Source organism: Pseudomonas crudilactis (assembly GCF_013433315.1).
Classification (GTDB): Bacteria; Pseudomonadota; Gammaproteobacteria; order Pseudomonadales; family Pseudomonadaceae; genus Aquipseudomonas; species Aquipseudomonas crudilactis.
On sequence record NZ_WXVV01000009.1, the window covers coordinates 62132 to 78301 of the forward strand.

Annotated in this window: 15 protein-coding genes; 7 read left to right on the forward strand and 8 right to left on the reverse strand. The window is 60.5% G+C overall.

Annotated features, from left to right (window positions below):
• Positions 1–2: 2 nt before the first annotated feature.
• Genes GTU76_RS11765 through GTU76_RS11780 form a run of 4 tightly spaced genes read right to left on the reverse strand, consistent with a single transcriptional unit; the run spans position 3 to position 2777 of the window.
• Entirely contained in the window at positions 3–530 is a 528-nt protein-coding gene (locus GTU76_RS11765) for a pilus assembly protein PilP (protein WP_180698681.1), read from the reverse strand.
• A complete protein-coding gene (gene pilO, locus GTU76_RS11770) occupies positions 527–1150 on the reverse strand; it encodes a type 4a pilus biogenesis protein PilO (RefSeq protein WP_016983853.1) in 624 nt (207 codons plus the stop codon). Before pilO ends, GTU76_RS11765 begins: the two co-directional genes overlap by 4 nt.
• The gene (locus GTU76_RS11775) at positions 1147–1713 is read right to left on the reverse strand and encodes a PilN domain-containing protein (RefSeq protein WP_180698682.1); all 567 of its coding nucleotides are present in this window, start codon (positions 1711–1713) and stop codon (positions 1147–1149) included. Before GTU76_RS11775 ends, pilO begins: the two co-directional genes overlap by 4 nt.
• Positions 1713–2777 carry a pilus assembly protein PilM gene (locus GTU76_RS11780; RefSeq protein ID WP_016983851.1) on the reverse strand — a complete coding sequence of 355 codons (1065 nt, stop codon included), beginning with the start codon at positions 2775–2777 and terminating at the stop codon, positions 1713–1715. The genes GTU76_RS11775 and GTU76_RS11780 overlap by 1 nt, the downstream gene beginning before the upstream one ends.
• A gap of 219 nt (positions 2778–2996) precedes the next feature.
• Here GTU76_RS11780 and GTU76_RS11785 point away from each other — a divergent pair, with 219 nt between their 5' ends.
• Positions 2997–5441: a penicillin-binding protein 1A gene (locus GTU76_RS11785; RefSeq protein WP_371929253.1), complete on the forward strand. Its 2445-nt coding sequence runs from the start codon at positions 2997–2999 to the stop codon at positions 5439–5441.
• 345 nt (positions 5442–5786) lie between these two features.
• Here GTU76_RS11785 and GTU76_RS11790 read toward each other — a convergent pair whose 3' ends face one another.
• The 3 genes from GTU76_RS11790 to rpmE all read right to left on the reverse strand — a co-directional run bounded on the left by GTU76_RS11790 (position 5787) and on the right by rpmE (position 8281).
• Positions 5787–7055 (reverse strand): malic enzyme-like NAD(P)-binding protein, encoded by a 1269-nt coding sequence (locus GTU76_RS11790; protein ID WP_016984587.1) that lies wholly within the window; start codon positions 7053–7055, stop codon positions 5787–5789.
• Between the two features lie 183 nt (positions 7056–7238).
• On the reverse strand, positions 7239–8039 hold the full coding sequence (locus tag GTU76_RS11795; RefSeq protein ID WP_180698683.1) for a thermonuclease family protein: 801 nt from the start codon (positions 8037–8039) through the stop codon (positions 7239–7241).
• A 14-nt stretch (positions 8040–8053) separates the two neighbouring features.
• A complete protein-coding gene (rpmE, locus tag GTU76_RS11800; RefSeq protein WP_016984589.1) occupies positions 8054–8281 on the reverse strand; it encodes a 50S ribosomal protein L31 in 228 nt (75 codons plus the stop codon).
• A gap of 287 nt (positions 8282–8568) precedes the next feature.
• Here rpmE and GTU76_RS11805 point away from each other — a divergent pair, with 287 nt between their 5' ends.
• Positions 8569–10788 (forward strand): primosomal protein N', encoded by a 2220-nt coding sequence (locus GTU76_RS11805; protein WP_016984590.1) that lies wholly within the window; start codon positions 8569–8571, stop codon positions 10786–10788.
• Positions 10789–10864: 76 nt separating this feature from the next.
• On the opposite strand, the gene GTU76_RS30265 is transcribed toward GTU76_RS11805, so the two are convergent.
• Positions 10865–10987, reverse strand: a complete 123-nt coding sequence (locus tag GTU76_RS30265) for a hypothetical protein (protein ID WP_016984591.1) — start codon at positions 10985–10987, stop codon at positions 10865–10867.
• Between GTU76_RS30265 and argS the strand changes: the two genes are divergently transcribed.
• From argS to GTU76_RS11830, 5 genes are all read left to right on the forward strand, one after another.
• Positions 10986–12722 (forward strand): arginine--tRNA ligase, encoded by a 1737-nt coding sequence (argS, locus tag GTU76_RS11810; RefSeq protein ID WP_016984592.1) that lies wholly within the window; start codon positions 10986–10988, stop codon positions 12720–12722. The two genes, GTU76_RS30265 and argS, sit on opposite strands and share 2 nt — an antisense overlap.
• A 1-nt stretch (position 12723) precedes the next feature.
• Positions 12724–13440, forward strand: a complete 717-nt coding sequence (locus tag GTU76_RS11815) for an SPOR domain-containing protein (RefSeq protein ID WP_007909385.1) — start codon at positions 12724–12726, stop codon at positions 13438–13440.
• Positions 13441–13673: 233 nt separating this feature from the next.
• Complete coding sequence (hslV, locus tag GTU76_RS11820; RefSeq protein ID WP_016984593.1) at positions 13674–14204, forward strand: ATP-dependent protease subunit HslV; 531 nt, start codon at positions 13674–13676, stop codon at positions 14202–14204.
• A gap of 54 nt (positions 14205–14258) precedes the next feature.
• Positions 14259–15596, forward strand: a complete 1338-nt coding sequence (gene hslU / locus GTU76_RS11825; RefSeq protein ID WP_016984594.1) for an ATP-dependent protease ATPase subunit HslU — start codon at positions 14259–14261, stop codon at positions 15594–15596.
• Between the two features lie 153 nt (positions 15597–15749).
• Positions 15750–16127, forward strand: coding sequence for a gamma-butyrobetaine hydroxylase family protein (locus GTU76_RS11830; RefSeq protein WP_016984595.1), 378 nt, complete (start codon positions 15750–15752; stop codon positions 16125–16127).
• Positions 16128–16170: the final 43 nt, after the last annotated feature.

Genomic DNA, 16170 nt, shown 5'->3' on the forward strand with positions numbered 1-16170 from the left:
CACTATGAGTGCTCTTTCAAAGGAATGGTGCGCGGGCGCTCCAGCCAGGCGCCCTGGCCGTCCGGCACGATTTCGACCACGTCGACCTGTGTTGCGCTGATGGCGACAATGCGACCGTCGTTGCGCCCCAGGTAATCGCCGACCTTTAACCGATGTACGCCGCCAGCACCGCGCAACAACGCAAAGGAGCCGGAAACATTGGAGATCGTGCCGACCATCTCGAACTGCTCGATGTTGAAACCTTCGAGGTATTGCTTGACCCGGTTGGAGTCCGGTTTGACGTTGCGCGAGCCATGTTTCTGCCCAGCCAGATCGACGCGCACCTGGCGCGAGAACGGACTGCGCAGGTTGGCAGCGCTGTAAGTGAATGTTGGGTAAGACCGAAATGTCGGGGTTGGTTCAATCTTGCCCGCCGGGCGCAGGCGCACTTCGTTCATGTAAGTGTCGAGATCGCTGAAGTCATCGCTGCCACCACAACCGTTCAGCGCGAGCAGCGTCATCGACAACGCGATGTAACGAATCGGGGTCATTTCTGCAGCCCCTTGTCGTTATAGCGATAGGTCTTGGCAAGGATGCTCATGCGCAGCTTCGGCCCACCCTCTTTATCGGCAGGAGCGAGTTCGAAGTCATGCAAGGTAACGATGCGCGGGAGCCCCGCCACGCCACTGACGAAGGTAGCAAGGTCGTGATAGGCGCCGGTGACGGTGATCTGGATCGGCAGTTCGATATAAAACTGCTGGGTGACCTCCGGCAGCAGTTTGATCTCTTCGAACTCCAGGCCGCTGCCCAGACCGGTGCGGGTGATGTCTTCGAGCAGGCCCGGCACTTCGGTATCACTGGGCAATTGTCGCAGCAACACGCCGAAGGTGTTTTCCATCTCCTTCATTTGTTGGGTGTACAGCTCAAGGTTGGCTGAAAGACGCGCCTTGCTGGCGAACTGCTCCTTGAGCGTGGCCTCTTCTTCGCGCTTGGCCTCCAGTTGGCTCTCCACATCACTGATAAAAAAGTTATAGCCGAGCGCCAATACCAGCACCATCAACAGCGCCCCGGCGATGGCTTTGACTGCCGCTGGCCACGAGCCGATATTGCTCGTATCGAGGTCGTTGAAATCGATGTCGCGCAGACTTTCCAGCCATTCGGACGGCTTCATTGCTCGTCCTCCAGGGTCTTGGGCTGAGTCTGCCGAACGGTCAGTTCAAACGTGTTGGCCTGATCCACTTGACCTGCGGTCGTCGCTTTCACCTCATTGAGGCTCGGCGCGTCGAACCAGTCGGAGGCATCCAGATTGCGCATCAGCTCGGAGACCCGGTTGTTCGATTCTGCGGCGCCACTGATAGACAGAGTCTTGCCAACCATCTTCACGTCGGTGAAATACACCCCGTCCGGCAGCGTGCGTGCCAGTTGATCGAAGATCCGCCCGCTGATCTGCCGGTTGCCCTGCAAGTCCTGGATGATGCGCATGCGTTCGACCAGTTGCTGACGGCGCGCCTTGAGATCGCTGATCTGTTTGATCCGTTCGTCGACCACGGCGATCTGCTTGCCGATGTAGTCGTTGCGCGCCACTTGCCGCTCGATGGCCGCGCTGATGATTTGATCGGCAATCAGCACCGCGCCGACCGAGCCGACCACCACGCCGATCAAGGCCAGCAGAAAGCGTTTGCGCCGCTCTTCGCGACGCTCTTCGCGCCAGGGCAGGAGGTTGATCCGCGCCATCAGTCGAAACTCCTGAGCGCTAGCCCACAGGCGATCATCAGCGCCGGCGCATCGCTGGCCAGCGCGCCGGCGTTGACCTTGCTGCTCAAGGCCATGTTGGCAAACGGGTTGGCCACTTGCGTCGGAGTGTTCAGGCGCTGCTCGATCAGCCTATCCAGCCCGGGTACCGAAGCCGTGCCGCCAGCCAGCAGAATGTGGTCGACGGCGTTGTATTGCCCGGAAGCGAAGAAGAACTGCAATGAACGTGAGACCTGCTGCACCAGCGCCTCACGAAACGGCTGCAAGACCTCGCTGATGTAATCGTCGGGCAGACCGCCCTGCTTTTTCGCCAACCCTGCCTGCTCGAGGGTCAGGCCATAACGACGCTGGATTTCCTCGGTCAATTGCCGACCGCCGAACAATTGCTCGCGGGTGTAGATGATCTTGCCGTTGTGCAGGACGCTGAGGGTGGTCATGGTCGCGCCGATGTCGACCACCGCCACGGTCAGACGCTCCTGAGAGGCCGCCAGTTGCGTTGCGAGCAAGCCGAACGAGCGCTCCAGTGCATAGGCCTCGACATCGACTACCCGCGCGGTCAGCCCGGCGAGAGCCAGCGCCGCTTCACGGACTTCGACGTTTTCCTTGCGACAGGCGGCGAGCAACACGTTCACCCGCTCGGGGTTGCGCGGTGATAAGCCCTGGACTTCGAAATCGATAGCGACTTCGTCCAGCGGATAGGGAATGTATTGGTCCGCTTCGATCTTGAGCTGGTTTTCCAGTTCGTCGTCGGACAGCCCGGCGTCCATTTCGATGACTTTGGTGATCACGGCGGAACCGGCCACCGCGACCGCCACGCTCTTGAGCCCGGTGCGCGCCTTGACCAGCACACGGCTCAGGGCCTGACCGACGCCTTCAAGTTCGGCAATGTTCTTTTCGACCACGGCGTTGACCGGCAACGGCTCTACCGCGTACGCCTCGACCCGGTAGCGATCACCCTGACGGCTCAGTTCCAGCAGCTTCACTGACGTGGAGCTGATGTCGATCCCCAGTAACGTATTGGCTTTTTTATTGAAGAGTCCCAGCACTACCAATTCCCTATGACTTTCCGTGAGTTACGGACTCTGTAATACGCATTGCGTTCCTTCACCCCGTCTTGACAGAAGCGCAAATGACGCCCCCAACAGAAAAGTGCTTATAATGCCCAGCGTTTTTTTCTGCTTTTTACTGCAAGCGCGGATGGTTCTGTGTGTAGCCGGAGCCCCGTCGCCAAATTCATTCTTTGCCCTGGATGTCCAAACGCCTTGATTCGTCTGCTGAAATTTTTCGGTTGGTCCATCGTCGCCGTTTTCTGCGGACTGCTTTTAGGTCTCAGCGGCGCGTTTCTTTACCTTAGTCCGGGTTTGCCGTCTGTGGAGGCTCTGCGAAGCATTCAGTTGCAGATTCCGTTGCGGGTCTACTCCAGCGACAACAAGTTGATCGCAGAATTTGGCGAAATGCGCCGCACACCGATCCGTTTCGCCGACATTCCCCCCAATTTCATTAATGCGTTACTAAGTGCTGAAGACGACAATTTCGCCAACCACTATGGCGTCGACCCGAGCAGCCTGATGCGCGCCGCGACGCAACTGGTAAAAAGCGGACACATTCAGTCTGGCGGCAGCACCATCACCATGCAGGTGGCGAAGAACTTCTTCCTGACCAGCGAACGCAGCTTCTCGCGCAAAACCACCGAAATTCTCTTGGCCCTGCAGATCGAGCGGCAGTTGACCAAGGACGAAATCCTTGAGCTGTACGTGAACAAGATCTATCTGGGCAACCGCGCTTACGGTATCGAAGCGGCGGCGCAGGTGTATTACGGCAAGTCGATCCGCGATGTCAGCCTGGCGCAGATGGCGATGATCGCAGGCCTGCCGAAAGCGCCGTCGCGCTTCAACCCGTTGGCCAACCCGGCGCGCAGTAAAGAACGTCGCGACTGGATCCTCGGGCGCATGTACAAGCTCGGCAAGATCACCGAAGCGGATTACACTGCCGCGATCAACGAACCGCTGAACGCCAGCTATCACGTGCCGACCCCGGAAGTGAACGCGCCGTACATTGCCGAAATGGCCCGTGCCGAAATGGTCGGCCGTTATGGCAGCGATGCTTACACCGAAGGTTTCCGCGTCACCACCACGGTGCCGAGCAACCTGCAGGAAATGGCCAACACCGCGCTGCACGAAGGTTTGATGACCTACGACCAGCGCCACGGCTACCGTGGCCCCGAGTCGCGCCTGCCGGGCAAGACCCGCGAAGCCTGGGCCAGCGAACTGACCAAACAACGCACTATCAGCAGCCTTGAGCCGGCCATCGTCACTCAGGTCGACAAGAACGGCCTGCAAGTGCTGACCCGCACCGGTGAAGAACACGTCGCCTGGGACACCATGAAATGGGCGCGCCCATTTCTCAACACCAACAGCATGGGCGCCAACCCGCGCCAGCCGTCGGATGTCGCGCAGGTCGGCGATCTGGTTCGCGTACAGCGCCAAAAAGACAATTCGTTGAAGTTCAGCCAGATTCCGCAGGCGCAAGGTGCGCTGGTGTCGCTGGATCCGCAGAACGGTGCGATTCGCTCGCTGGTCGGCGGTTTCGCCTTTGAGCAAAGCAACTACAACCGCGCGATGCAGGCCAAGCGTCAGCCGGGTTCGAGCTTCAAGCCGTTCGTCTACAGTGCTGCGCTGGATAGCGGCTACACCGCGGCCACGTTGGTCAACGACGCACCGATCGTGTTCGTCGACGAATACCTGGACAAGGTCTGGCGCCCGAAGAACGACACCAATACCTTCCTCGGCCCGATCCGCTTGCGTGAGGCGCTGTACAAGTCGCGTAACCTCGTATCGATCCGCTTGCTGCAAGCGATGGGCGTAGGCAAGACCATCGACTACATCACTCGCTTTGGTTTCAACAAGCAGGACCTGCCGCCAAACCTCTCGCTGGCGCTGGGTACCGCAACGCTGACGCCGATGGAGATTGCCACCGGTTGGAGCACGTTCGCCAACGGCGGTTACAAGATCACCCCGTACATCATCGACAAGATCGAAAGCCGCAACGGCGACACGTTGTTCGTTGCCAACCCGCCAACCGTGCCTCAGGGTGGTTCGGCGACGGACGGTATCGCTGCGCCGAGCACTGAGTCGTTCACGGTCAATGCCGCGCCGGTTCCGGGTGAAGCGCCGGGCAACGCTGCCGTACCGCAAGCGCCAGCCGTGGCCGAGCGCATTGTCGATGGCCGTACCACTTACATCCTCAACAGCATGTTGCAGGACGTGATCAAGCTCGGCACCGGCCGTCGCGCATTGGCCATGGGCCGCAGCGATATCGCCGGTAAAACCGGTACCACCAACGAATCGAAAGATGCGTGGTTCTCCGGGTACAACGCCGATTACGTGACCACGGTGTGGACTGGCTTCGACCAGCCGGAAAGCCTCGGTCGCCGTGAATTCGGCGGTACTGTGGCGCTGCCGATCTGGATGAATTACATGTCGGCTGCGCTGAAGGACAAGCCGCCGCACGTGCAGCCTGAGCCGGAAGGCTTGCTGAGCCTGCGCGTGGATCCGGTCAGTGGCCGTGCGGCGACGCCGAGCACACCGGGCGCGTACTTCGAGTTGTTCAAGTCGGAAGACACCCCGCCGTCGGTGAATGAGCTGGGCAATGGCACGGCACCGGGCAGTCCACTGCCGGCGGATGAGCAGGCGCCGATCGATCTGTTCTGATCCGCTGACAATGAAAAGCCTCGCCTTCGCGTGAAGTGCGGGGCTTTTTATTGCCTGAGGATCAAGAGCCACCCTCACCCTAACCCTCTCCCGGAGGGAGAGGGGACTGACCGTGGGAAATTCGCGAGATACGTCGACCTGAAAGCGCATCAGCGCCTATAGATTCAACACAACACTTTCAGGTCGGCGTCACTCTCCAGCATCCCCCAATCAGTCCCCTCTCCCCCTGGGAGAGGGTTAGGGTGAGGGCCCTTGTTGATATGAAATGCGATCCTGAGAATTCCCGAAAACAAAAAAGCCCCGACTCTCACGAGCCGGGGCTTCTGTTTGAAGCGCTACAACGACTTAGCCGTTGAACACGTCATCCACGCTTTTCAGCGGGTAGTTCTTCGGATACGGCAGGGTCGCCACACCGGTCTCGATTGCGGCTTTGGCCACAGCGTCGGAGATCAGGGTGATCAGGCGCTTGTCCATTGGCTTCGGAATGATGTACTCACGACCGAATTCCAGCGGAGCACCACCGTAAGCGTCACAAACGTCCTGTGGAACAGGCAGCTTGGCCAGTTCACGCAGAGCGTTGGCGGCAGCCACTTTCATCTCTTCGTTGATGCGCTTGGCGCGAACGTCCAGGGCACCACGGAAGATGAACGGGAAGCCCAGTACGTTGTTGACCTGGTTCGGGTAGTCGGAACGGCCGGTGGCCATGATCACGTCGCTACGGGTAGCGTGCGCCAGTTCCGGGGAGATTTCCGGGTCCGGGTTCGAGCAGGCGAACACGATCGGGTTCGGTGCCATCGACAGCAGGCCTTCAGCGCTCAGCAGGTTCGGGCCGGACAGACCGACGAACACGTCAGCGCCTGCCAGTGCGTCAGCCAGGCTGCGCTTCTCGGTGGCGTGAGCGAATACTGCTTTGTACTGGTTCAGGTCGTCACGGCCGGAGTGGATCACGCCGGTACGGTCAACCATGAAGATGTTTTCGATGCGAGCGCCCATGCTCACCAGCAATTTCATGCAGGAGATGGCCGCAGCGCCAGCGCCCAGGCAAACAATCTTGGCGTCCGGCAGGGTTTTGCCAGCGATTTCCAGGGCGTTGATCATGCCCGCAGCGGTCACGATCGCAGTGCCGTGCTGGTCATCGTGGAATACCGGAATGTCGCACTGCTCGATCAGAGCACGTTCGATCTCAAAGCACTCAGGCGCCTTGATGTCTTCCAGGTTGATGCCACCGAAGGTGATGGAGATGCGTTTTACGGTGTCGATGAAGGCTTGCGGGCTTTCGGAGTCGACTTCGATGTCGAAAACGTCGATGCCGGCGAAGCGCTTGAACAGTACGCCTTTACCTTCCATCACTGGCTTGGAAGCCAATGGGCCGAGGTTGCCCAGGCCGAGAATCGCGGTGCCATCGGAAATGACTGCAACCAGGTTGCCCTTGCCGGTGTATTTGTAGGCCAGTTCAGGATCGCGAGCGATCTCACGCACTGGTTCAGCTACGCCGGGGCTGTAGGCCAGCGACAAGTCGCGAGCGGTAGCAGTGGCCTTGGTGAGCTCGACACTCAGCTTCCCTGGACGAGGATTGGCATGATATTCGAGAGCGGCAGTTTTCAGATCAGACATTTTGGCATTCCGCTTTTTACTGTTGGACAGACTGGTCAGCGAGGATACGCGCCTCGCAAAGTCCCCACAAGACTGAGCAGTCACCCCTGTCAAGCGCCCTGCCCTACGACTTTGGGCCAAGAGCCACGGCGCACAAGGGCTTGACTGTTCACAATCGACAGAAAAAATGTCTACAATTTTTCTTCAGCGCGGCGTTTGAAACATTGAAGGATCCGTCAGCGGAAGTAGCCAGCGTGACTGACCGGATTGCAATCCGCCGCGCCGCGAACGATCAACGATCCAGCCGCGAGCCTCGATCTGCTTGCCTTTCAGCGCCTGCAAACGGGCATTGTCGAATTGTCCGACCAGATTGGGTGCAACGCGCAATACAAGCGCATCCTGCAACTCGATCCAGATTCCGCCGCGATTGCGCTGAACCTTGCTCACACGCCCACTGATCACGGCGAAACCCGAGCGCTGGATCTGCTCCGCTTTCAGTACAGGCGACTGCCGCCAGAGGCCCAGCCCGGCCAATCGCGCACTGCGTTCGGCGGCTTGCTGGCAGGCGACGAGATCGACATTCGGCGCCACCGCGACCTGGAAACCGAGGCCATCGGCGAGCATTTGCGCTTCGAGATTGGCGCCGCTGGCGCTGTAAATATGCGCGAGCGTACGCCCGTAATGGTCTTTTGCCTGCTTGCCAGGCAGCAAACCGACGCGTCCGCCACTGGCATCGACCAGCGCTTGCAGGCGTTTGCGTGCCGCTACGGCAAACGGTTCGTCGCTGCGACCCTGCTTGCCCAGCTCAGGCGTGTTGAGACCGATCATCCGCACGCTGCGACCATCGCTCAGACGCAGCGTGTCGCCATCGACCACACGCTGCACCGTGACGCTGGCCAGTCCCGCAGGCGCCGGGCAGAAGGCCTGCACGCCGGTTAGCCAAATCGCGGACACAAAAAAGGCGCCCGCGAGGGACGCCTTTTTCAGCAACGAGGAAAAGCCCACCGGGCCCTTCAACCTTACTCTGCAGCAGCAGGTTTCTTGCCGAAAGCACCGAAACGGTCTGCGAAGCGCTGAACGCGGCCGCCAGTGTCCAGAGTCTTCTGCTTACCGGTGTAGAACGGGTGGCATTCGTTGCAAACGTCGATTGGCAGAGCTTTGCCGAAAGTCGAACGAGTTTCGAACTTGTTGCCACAGCTGCAGGTAACAGCGATGACTGGGTAATTCGGGTGGATATCAGCTTTCATGGTGTCTTCCTCAGCTAGCGTGCCGCCACCCAACACTATTGTTGAATACCGCACGTAATTAGGCCGCGGATTCTACCAGACCTTTTCAAACACGCAAGCTGTCACCGAGACCGACCGTCTGCTAGGCTCCCGACCTTGAACGCATTCCTCTGTGGGAGCGAGCTTGCTCGCGAATGCGTTGTGTCAGTCAATGTTCAAGCGCCTGATACACCGCCTTCGCGAGCAAGCTCGCTCCCACAATTGATCTGCGCTCAGCCCTTCTTTTGCGTTTATCGAGATCCCCCCGCGTGCCCGACGCCATTCTGCGCCTAGCCCTGCCTTCACCCTTGCGCCGCCTGTTCGACTATCGAGCCCCGGCCGGCGTGCTGCGTGAACAATTGCAGCCGGGCATGCGCCTGCGGGTACCGTTCGGTCGGCGCGAGATGATCGGGATTCTGGTCGAGGTCACCGACACCAGCGAAGTGCCGGTGGAGAAACTCAAACCGGCGCTGGCCCTGCTCGATGCTACAGCGCCACTGCCACCGGCGCTGTTCAAGCTCTGCCTGTGGACGTCGCAGTATTATCAGCACAGCCTCGGCGACACCCTGAGCTGGGCGTTGCCGGTGCTGCTGCGTCAGGGCGAACTGGCTGAAGCCCGGCAGGAACGTTTCTGGTCCGCCGTCCCCGGCGCCAGCCTTGAAGATCCACGCATCGCCCGCGCGCCGCGCCAGCGTGAAGCACTCGCGACGCTGGCCCAGCACCCGCACGGCGTCGCCCATCAGTTGCTGAGCAAACTGATGTTGAGCAAAGACAGTCTCGATCTGCTGCTGGCCAAAGGTCTGGTGCAAGTCGAGATCCGCCGCCATGCCCCAGGCGCGCGTCACGAACACTGGCTGGCGCAACCGGAATTGCCGCTGAACACCGAACAACGCGCCGCGTACGAAGCGATCCGCGCCGGTTTCGACAGTTATCATGCGTTCCTGCTGGCCGGCGTCACCGGCAGCGGCAAGACCGAAGTCTATTTGCAACTGATCCGCGAAACCCTCGAAGCCGGCAAGCAGGCCTTGGTACTGATCCCGGAGATCAACCTCGGCCCGCAGACCTTGGCGCGCTTCGAGCAGCGTTTCAATGCGCGCATCGCCCTGCTGCACTCGGCGGTCAATGACCGCGAGCGCCTCGAAGCCTGGCTCGCTGCCCGAGATGGTGAGGCCGACATTATTATCGGTACCCGCTCGGCGCTGTTCACGCCGATGAAGAACCCCGGGCTGATCATTATCGATGAAGAGCACGACGGCTCTTATAAACAGCAGGAAGGTTTGCGCTATCACGCGCGCGATCTGGCGCTGGTGCGCGCGCGCCAGGAAAATATCCCGATCGTGCTGGGTTCCGCGACGCCATCACTGGAAAGTCTGCACAACGCCTACACCGGCCGTTACGGTCTCCTACGCTTGAATGAACGGGCTGGCGGGGCCAAACAGCCGCGTTTCCTGCGTCTGGATGTGAAGAGCCGTCCACTGGACAGTGGGATTTCCGGGCCGATGCAGCAAGCCATCGGTCAGACGCTGGCGAATGGGCAACAGGTGTTGGTGTTCCTCAACCGTCGCGGCTTTGCGCCAACGTTGCTCTGCCACGACTGCGGCTGGATGTCCGAGTGTTCACGTTGCGATGCGCGGATGACCGTGCACCAGCGTTACGGCGAATTGCGCTGCCACCATTGTGGCTACGTCGAGCGCACGCCGCGCCAATGTCCGAAGTGCAACAAGGTTGATTTGCGGCCCGTGGGTGCTGGCACCGAGCGCGCCGAAGAGCGATTGGCAATCCTGTTCCCCGATTATCCGGTGCTGCGCGTCGACCGCGACAGCACGTCACGCAAAGACGCGATGAATCAACTGTTCGCGACGATCCAGAAGGGCCAGCCGTGCATTCTGGTCGGCACGCAAATGTTGGCCAAAGGGCACCACTTTCCACGGGTGACGCTGGTGTCGATCCTCGATGCTGACGGCGGCTTGTTCTCCGGTGACTTCCGCGCCAGCGAGCGCATGGCGCAGTTGATCGTACAGGTGGCCGGGCGCGCCGGGCGAGCCGAAGAACCGGGCAAGGTGATTATCCAGACCCACCTCGCCGACCATCCTTTATTGGTGCAACTCACCGAACAAGGCTATTTCGCCTTTGCCGAGCAGGCCTTGAGCGAGCGCCGGGCCGCCGGACTGCCGCCGTTTGCGCATCTGGCGCTGTTGCGTGCCGAAGCGCACAAGCCGGGGCAGGCGGAAGGTTTTCTTGATGAGGCGTGCAGCGAGGCCGAACGCTTGCTGGCCGAGCAGAGTCTGAGCGGGATTGAATTGCTCGGGCCGGTGCCGGCGCCCATGGAGCGGCGCGCCGGACGGTATCGCGCACAGCTTTTGTTGCAAGCGACGGCGCGGGCACCGCTGCATCGGTTGCTGGCGAGCTGGTTGCTGGTGCTGGAGCAAATGCCGAGTGGGCGGGCGGTGCGCTGGTCGCTGGATGTCGACCCTGTAGATTTGTATTGATAGAAAGATCGCCGTCGCGAGCAGGCTCGCTCCCACAAGGATTGCGCCGCTCTTGCTCGCGAAAATGATCTATTTGTCACCGCACATCCACATCCTGCCTGCTAAGGTTGGCAAGCCCGTCTTCGCAACGGATAATGCCCAGTTTTTCCACCCGCGCATCGATGCGCCCGCCGCGCTTGCGGTCGAAAGAGAAGACCATGAAAGACACCATTCGCCAGCTGATCCAACAAGCCCTCACCCAACTCGTCAACGAAGGTGTGTTGCCTGAAGGCCTGACGCCGGCGATCCAGGTGGAGAACGCCCGCGACAAGACGCACGGCGACTTCGCCAGCAACATCGCCATGATGCTGGCCAAGCCTGCGGGCATGAAGCCACGCGATCTGGCGGAAAAAATCATCGCCGCGCTGCCGGCTGACGAGAACGTCACCAAGGCCGAAATCGCCGGCCCGGGCTTCATCAACTTCTTCCAGAACACTCAGGCGCTGGCCTCGCGTCTCGACGCTGCATTGGCTGATGCCCATGTTGGCGTACGCAAGGCAGGCCCGGCGCAGCGCACCGTGGTCGACCTGTCGGCACCGAACCTGGCCAAAGAGATGCACGTCGGCCACTTGCGCTCGACGATCATCGGCGACGGCGTGGCCCGTGTTCTTGAATTCCTCGGCGACGAAGTGATCCGTCAGAACCACGTTGGCGACTGGGGCACCCAGTTCGGCATGCTGATGGCCTATCTGCAGGAAAACCCGATCACCAGCGACGAGCTGTCTGACCTGGAAAACTTCTACCGCGCGGCCAAGCAGCGTTTCGACGAATCCGCAGAATTCGCCGACCGCGCCCGTGGTCTGGTGGTCAAGCTGCAGGCCGGCGATGCCGAGTGCCTGGCGCTGTGGACCAAGTTCAAGGACATCTCGCTGTCGCACTGCCAGAAGATCTACGAACTGCTCAACGTCAAACTGACCATGGCCGACGTGATGGGCGAAAGCGCCTACAACGACGACCTGATCAACGTGGTCAACGATCTGAAAGCCGCTGGCATGCTGGTCGAGAGCAACGGCGCCCAATGCGTGTTCCTCGACGAGTTCAAGAACGCCGACGGCGACCCGCTGCCGGTGATCATCGTCAAGGCTGACGGCGGTTACCTGTACGCCACCACTGACTTGGCCGCCGTGCGCTACCGCAGCGGCAAACTGAAAGCCGATCGCGCGCTGTACTTCGTCGACCAGCGTCAGGCCCTGCACTTCCAGCAAGTGTTCGCCGTAGCGCGCAAAGCCGGTTTCGTCACCCATCCGATGGAAATGGAGCACATGGGCTTCGGCACCATGAACGGCGCTGACGGCCGTCCGTTCAAGACCCGTGATGGCGGCACCGTGAAGCTGATCGACCTGCTGACCGAAGCGCAGGAACGTGCCTACAACCTGGTGAAAGAGAAGAACCCGGAACTGGCCGAAGACGAGCTGCGCAACATCGCCAAAGTCGTCGGCATCGGCGCAGTGAAATACGCCGACCTGTCGAAGCACCGCACCAGCGACTACAGCTTCAACTTCGACCTGATGCTGAATTTCGAAGGCAACACTGCGCCGTACCTGCTTTACGCTTACACCCGCGTCGCCGGTGTGTTCCGCAAACTGGGCAAGGACTTCAACGAAGTCGACGGCCAGATCGTCCTCGAAGCGGCGCACGAGCAAGAGTTGGCAGCGAAATTGGCGCAATTCGGCGAAGTGCTGAACAACGTGTCCGACAAAGGCACGCCGCACATTCTCTGCACTTATCTGTACGACGTTGCCGGTCTGTTCTCCAGCTTCTACGAGAACTGCCCGATCCTCGCCGCCGAGACCCCGGCCCAGATGCAGAGCCGTCTGCGCCTGGCCGCGCTGACCGGTCGCACCCTCAAGCAAGGCCTGGAGCTGTTGGGTCTGGAAACTCTGGAGCGTATGTAAGTTGGCTGCCAAGAAAAAACCTGCACCCAAGCGTGGCGCCAGCCGTTACCAAGCTCCTGCGAAGCAACCGATTCCGGGCTGGCTGTGGATGGCCATCGGCCTCACGGTCGGCGCGTTCATCGTGTTTCTGATGAAGCTGGAGCCGGGCAAGGGCAGCGACACGGTCAAGCGTGAGAAGGTCGAGCAGGCGCAACAGCAGAAAGCGTCGAAGATCGCCGAGGCCAACAAGACCCCGCCGAGCCCGACGCAACCGGTGAAGCCGAAGTACGACTTCTACACCCTGTTGCCGGAATCGGAAGTGATCGTGCCGCCGGACGCCGTGCCGGAGAAGACCTTGCCGACGCCACAAGTGCCGGCCATCCCGACCACGCCGGTGACCCCGGCGGAAGCGGCGAAGATCGACACCGCGCGCGCTCAGGCAGCCCTGGCCGGGATTACCCCGCCGCCAGCACCACCGGTGAGCAAAGCGGCGCCGGTGACCAAGTTCTTCTTGCAGGCCGGCTCGTTCCGCAAGGAAACCGATGCCGATAAAGTTCGCGCGCAGATCATTCTGCTCGGTCAGGCGGTGGCGGTTGAGTCCGGCACGGTGAAGGATGAAACCTGGTATCGCGTTTTGGTCGGCCCGTTCAGCAACCGCGAACAGCTGACTACTGCGCAGAAACAACTGGCTGGCGCCGGCTTCAGCAATCTGTTGTTACAACAACGCCAGAGCCGCTGATTTCGTCAGTAGCACCGCGTCATCGTTCTTCGCGAGCAGGCTCGCTCCCACAGGATATGCGCTAATCCTGTGGGAGCGAGCTTGCTCGCGAAGGCGTCATAACCAGCACCACAAAATTCTGATCTGCCCTGCGCCGTTCGTCCCTCCGCACCCTCCCCGGTTGAAATCCTCTCCAGCACCCCCATATGAATGGGCATAAGGCACTTTCGCCCCGCTGTGTGGAGACTATTCCCTTGACCACCATCGTTTCAGTCCGCCGTCACGGCAAAGTCGTCATGGGCGGCGACGGCCAGGTTTCTCTCGGCAATACCGTGATGAAAGGCAACGCGAAAAAAGTCCGTCGCCTGTACCACGGCCAGGTCATCGCCGGTTTTGCCGGTGCCACCGCCGACGCCTTTACCCTCTTCGAACGTTTCGAAGGCCAACTTGAAAAACATCAGGGCCACCTGGTGCGCGCCGCTGTCGAACTCGCCAAAGAATGGCGCACCGACCGCTCCCTGAGCCGCCTCGAAGCGATGCTCGCGGTCGCCAACAAAGATGCTTCGCTGATCATCACCGGCAACGGTGACGTGGTCGAACCCGAAGATGGCCTGATCGCCATGGGTTCCGGCGGCGGCTATGCTCAGGCTGCGGCCAGCGCCCTGCTGAAAAAGACCGACCTGTCGGCCCGCGAAATCGTCGAAACCGCCCTTGGCATCGCCGGCGACATCTGTGTATTCACCAACCACACTCAGACCATTGAGGAGCAGGATCTCGCTGAATAAGCCTGACGCGGCCCTGTGCCACGGCTTGTTTCTGCTTGAGGACCGTCAATTATTATGTCCATGACTCCCCGCGAAATCGTCCACGAACTCAACCGCCACATCATCGGCCAGGACGATGCCAAGCGCGCCGTCGCGATTGCCCTGCGCAACCGCTGGCGCCGCATGCAGCTGCCTGAAGAGCTGCGCGTTGAAGTGACCCCGAAGAACATCCTGATGATCGGCCCGACCGGTGTCGGTAAAACCGAGATCGCCCGTCGTCTGGCGAAACTGGCCAACGCGCCGTTCATCAAAGTCGAAGCGACCAAGTTCACCGAAGTCGGCTACGTTGGTCGTGACGTCGAGTCGATCATCCGTGATCTGGCCGACGCGGCGATCAAGATGCTCCGCGAGCAGGAAATGACCCGCGTTCGCCATCGCGCTGAAGACGCTGCCGAGGATCGTATCCTCGACGCACTGCTGCCGCCGGCCCGCATGGGCTTCAGCAATGAAGAAGCGCCGAGCTCCGATTCCAACACTCGTCAGCTGTTCCGCAAGCGCCTGCGCGAAGGTCAGCTGGACGACAAGGAAATCGAGATCGAAGTCGCTGAAGTTGCCGGCATCGAAATCGCCACGCCGCCCGGCATGGAAGAGATGACCAACCAGTTGCAGTCGCTGTTCGCCAACATGGGCAAGGGCAAGAAGAAGGCGCGCAAGCTCAAGGTCAAAGAAGCGCTGAAGCTGGTGCGCGACGAAGAAGCCGGGCGTCTGGTCAACGAAGAAGAGCTGAAGGCCAAGGCGCTGGAAGCCGTTGAACAGCACGGCATCGTGTTCATCGACGAGATCGACAAAGTCGCCAAGCGTGGCAACGTCGGCGGCGCCGATGTGTCCCGTGAAGGCGTACAGCGCGACCTGCTGCCGCTGATCGAAGGCTGCACCGTCAACACCAAACTGGGCATGGTCAAGACTGACCACATCCTGTTCATCGCGTCCGGTGCGTTCCACCTGAGCAAGCCGAGCGATCTGGTGCCTGAGTTGCAAGGTCGCCTGCCGATCCGCGTTGAACTCAAAGCGCTGAGCCCGTCGGACTTCGAACGCATCCTCAGCGAACCGCATGCCTCGCTCACCGAGCAATACTGCGCGCTGCTGAAAACCGAAGGCCTGAACATCCAGTTCCAGCCCGAAGGCATCAAGCGTCTGGCGGAGATCGCCTGGCAGGTCAACGAGAAGACCGAGAACATCGGTGCCCGTCGTCTGCACACCCTGCTTGAGCGTCTGCTCGAAGAGGTTTCGTTCAGCGCTGGCGACCTGGCCAGCAGCCACGACGAGAAGCCGATCCAGATCGACGCCGAATACGTCAACAGCCACCTCGGCGAATTGGCGCAGAACGAAGACCTGTCCCGTTATATCCTGTAAGCCATACTTACAGCAGTAGCGGACCCTGTGGGAGCGAGCTTGCTCGCGGAGAGGCCGTGTCAGTCGACATCAGTGTTGTCTGACACACCGCTTTCGCGAGCAAGCTCGCTCCCACATTTGCTCAAGGGTCGCCCACACATCGGACGCCAGCCCATGACTCAAATCCCCACCGACATCAAACTGCACAAAGCCTCGAAAACCCTGACGCTCACCTACGCGTCCGGCGAGGAATACACCCTGCCCGCCGAATTCCTGCGCGTGCATTCCCCCTCCGCCGAGGTCCAGGGCCACGGCAAACCGATCCTGCAATTCGGCAAGCTCAACGTCGGTCTGAGCAAACTGGAACCGGCCGGTCACTACGCACTGAAACTGACCTTTGATGACGGTCACGACAGCGGCTTGTTCACCTGGGATTATCTCTACGAGCTGGGGCGACGTTATGACGCACTCTGGGCCGATTATCTGGCCGAGCTCAAAGCCGCCGGAAAAACCCGCGATCCGAACGAGTCCATCGTCAAGCTGATGCTCTAGTCCGAGCCTTGCGCTCATTAGAGGGCATTTTCTAAATTCATCT

Excerpts from the sequence above, each read along its gene's own strand:
- GTU76_RS30265 (WP_016984591.1), bottom strand. The coding sequence starts at position 10,987 with ATGGTCTTCTCTTTCGACCGCAAGCGCGGCGGGCGCATCGATGCGCGG.
- hslU (WP_016984594.1), top strand. The coding sequence starts at position 14,259 with ATGTCCATGACTCCCCGCGAAATCGTCCACGAACTCAACCGCCACATC.
- GTU76_RS11765 (WP_180698681.1), bottom strand. The coding sequence starts at position 530 with ATGACCCCGATTCGTTACATCGCGTTGTCGATGACGCTGCTCGCGCTG.
- argS (WP_016984592.1), top strand. The coding sequence starts at position 10,986 with ATGAAAGACACCATTCGCCAGCTGATCCAACAAGCCCTCACCCAACTC.
- GTU76_RS11775 (WP_180698682.1), bottom strand. The coding sequence starts at position 1,713 with ATGGCGCGGATCAACCTCCTGCCCTGGCGCGAAGAGCGTCGCGAAGAG.
- pilO (WP_016983853.1), bottom strand. The coding sequence starts at position 1,150 with ATGAAGCCGTCCGAATGGCTGGAAAGTCTGCGCGACATCGATTTCAAC.
- GTU76_RS11790 (WP_016984587.1), bottom strand. The coding sequence starts at position 7,055 with ATGTCTGATCTGAAAACTGCCGCTCTCGAATATCATGCCAATCCTCGT.
- rpmE (WP_016984589.1), bottom strand. The coding sequence starts at position 8,281 with ATGAAAGCTGATATCCACCCGAATTACCCAGTCATCGCTGTTACCTGC.
- GTU76_RS11830 (WP_016984595.1), top strand. The coding sequence starts at position 15,750 with ATGACTCAAATCCCCACCGACATCAAACTGCACAAAGCCTCGAAAACC.